Source organism: Hymenobacter setariae, assembly GCF_007713685.1.
GTDB classification, from domain to species: Bacteria; Bacteroidota; Bacteroidia; order Cytophagales; family Hymenobacteraceae; genus Hymenobacter; species Hymenobacter setariae.
In genome coordinates this window covers 2,242-4,938 of sequence record NZ_VMRJ01000010.1, presented here as the reverse complement: position 1 = coordinate 4,938, position 2,697 = coordinate 2,242, and the positions used below count along the sequence as shown (strand labels likewise).

The 2,697-nt window shown below is 53.6% G+C and carries 2 rRNA genes; both read right to left on the bottom strand.

Annotation, left to right across the window (positions count from 1 at the left end):
- Positions 1-32 precede the first annotated feature (32 nt).
- Positions 33-144, bottom strand: a 5S ribosomal RNA gene (rrf, locus tag FNT36_RS25205).
- 79 nt (positions 145-223) lie between these two features.
- Positions 224-2,695: ribosomal RNA gene (locus FNT36_RS25200) — 23S ribosomal RNA — on the bottom strand.
- Positions 2,696-2,697: the final 2 nt, after the last annotated feature.

The window sequence follows — 2,697 nt, the reverse complement described above, 5'->3', positions numbered from 1 at the left end:
AAAGCGCAGGGGCAGGGGGCTCGTTGTTGTAAAGTTGGCGGCGACCGACTCTCCCACCGGTGAAGGCAGTACCATAGGCGCACCGGGGCTTAACGACTCTGTTCGGAATGGGAAGAGGTGAACACCCGGGCTAAAGCCACCATTGCTGGCGTTGCTAGCGTGTTCGTGCTAGCGACAAAACCGTTGACATAAGGGAAAGAAAAAGAAGTAGAAAGGTGGGGACAAGCGTAAGTCCTCGGTTCCTTAGTACCGCTCAGCTATGCTATTTCTAGCTTTACACCTGCGGCCTATTTACGTGGTCGTCTACCACGAACCTTTCATTGGGAAGTCTCATCTTGAGGTGAGTTTCGCACTTAGATGCTTTCAGCGCTTATCTGCTCCCAGCGTAGCTACCCGGCGCTGCCCCTGGCGGGACAACCGGCGCACCAGCGGCTGGTCCAACTCGGTCCTCTCGTACTAAAGTCAGGTCCTCTCAAACTTCCAACGCCCACCACAGATAGGGACCGAACTGTCTCACGACGTTCTGAACCCAGCTCGCGTGCCACTTTAATCGGCGAACAGCCGAACCCTTGGGACCTTCTCCAGCCCCAGGACGTGACGAGCCGACATCGAGGTGCCAAACCTCCCCGTCGATATGAGCTCTTGGGGGAGATCAGCCTGTTATCCCCGGCGTACCTTTTATCCTTTGAGCGATGGCCCTTCCATGCGGAACCACCGGATCACTATATCCGTCTTTCGACCCTGCTCGACTAGTCAGTCTCACAGTCAAGCCCACTTCTACTATTGCGCTCTACATCCGGTTACCAAGCGGATTGAGTGGACCTTTGAAAGCCTCCGATACTCTTTTGGAGGCGACCACCCCAGTCAAACTACCCAGCAGCCACTGTTCTCTAGCAAAGCTAGAGTTAGGCAGCAGGCACAGTAAGGGCGGTATTTCAACGTTGGCTCCACAAGACCTAGCGGCCCTGCTTCGACGCCTCCCGCCTATGCTACACATACTGAACCCACCACCAATGGCAACCTATAGTAAAGGTGCACGGGGTCTTTCCGTCCCGTGGCGGGTACTCGGCATCTTCACCGAGACTACAATTTCACCGAGCTCACGGCTGAGACAGCACCCAAATCGTTACACCATTCGTGCAGGTCGGAACTTACCCGACAAGGAATTTCGCTACCTTAGGACCGTTATAGTTACGGCCGCCGTTTACTGGGGCTTCGATTCAAGCCTTCGCCTTGCGACTAAGCTCCCCTCTTAACCTTCCAGCACCGGGCAGGTGTCAGGCCTTATACGTCCGCTTACGCGTTAGCAAAGCCATGTGTTTTTGTTAAACAGTCGCTTGGGTCTTTTCACTGCGGCTTCTCTTGTTGCCAAGAGGAAGCGTCCCTTCTCCCGAAGTTACAGGACCATTTTGCCGAGTTCCTTGGCCGTGATTCACTCGAGCGCCTCAGGATACTCTCCTTGACTACCTGTGTCGGTTTGCGGTACGGGCCGAGCTAGGATACAACGTTTAGCAGCTTTTCTTGGCAGTCCTTAGGTACACTATCCACGTGGCCCGAAGGCCGTGTGGTACTATCACCTTTCCCCTAACTGAGCGTACTTAACTACTCTGTCAATAGGTACGGGCTTTAACGAGCACTTCCGTCCGCTCGCGGTACTTTCATTCCTGCGTCCCTGCATCACTTCCTAGTCCGGGGGCCAGAATATCAACTGGCTTGCCATCGGGTACACCTGTCGGCTCTCCCTTAGGTCCCGCCTAACCCAATTCCGATTAGCGTTGAATTGGAAACCTTAGTCTATCGGCGAATGGGTTTCGCACCCATTTTATCGTTACTCATGCCTACATGTGCTTTTCTGGACGCTCCACCAAGTCTGACAACTCGGCTTCTCCGCAACCAGAATGCTCCCCTACCACTCATATATAATATGAATCCAAAGCTTCGGTACTAGTCTTGATGCCCGCGTATTATCGATGCCCGGTCGCTCGACCAGTGAGCTGTTACGCACTCTTTAAAGGAATGGCTGCTTCCAAGCCAACCTCCTGGCTGTCAAAGCAACTGGACCTCCTTTGTTCAACTTAGACTAGAATTAGGGACCTTAGCGGCGGGTCTGGGTTCTTTCCCTCTCGGCCGGGGACCTTAGCACCCCAGGCCTCACTGCCGTGTATGAATTTGCTGGCATTCGGAGTTCATCAGGATTCGGTAGGCTCTGACACCCCCTAGTCCTATTGGTAGCTCTACCTCCAGCAAACCTAACCACGACGCTGTACCTCAATACATTTCGGGGAGTACGAGCTATTTCCTAGTTTGATTGGCCTTTCACCCCTACCCTCAAGTCATCCAAATCCTTTTCAACGGAAACTGGTTCGGACCTCCACAGCGTGTTACCGCTCCTTCATCCTGCTCAAGGGTAGCTCACTAGGTTTCGCGTCTACCCCCACTGACTACGCGCCCTATTCAGACTCGCTTTCGCTGCGGCTGCGTGTATCTATACACTTAACCTTGCCAGTGAGGAGTAACTCGTAGGCTCATTATGCAAAAGGCACGCTATCACCCTACAAGGGGCTCTAACTGCTTGTAAGCACACGGTTTCAGGTTCTTTTCACTCCGCTATCCGCGGTTCTTTTCACCTTTCCCTCACGGTACTGGTTCACTATCGGTGTCTCAGGAGTATGTAGCCTTAGCGGATGGTGCCGCTCG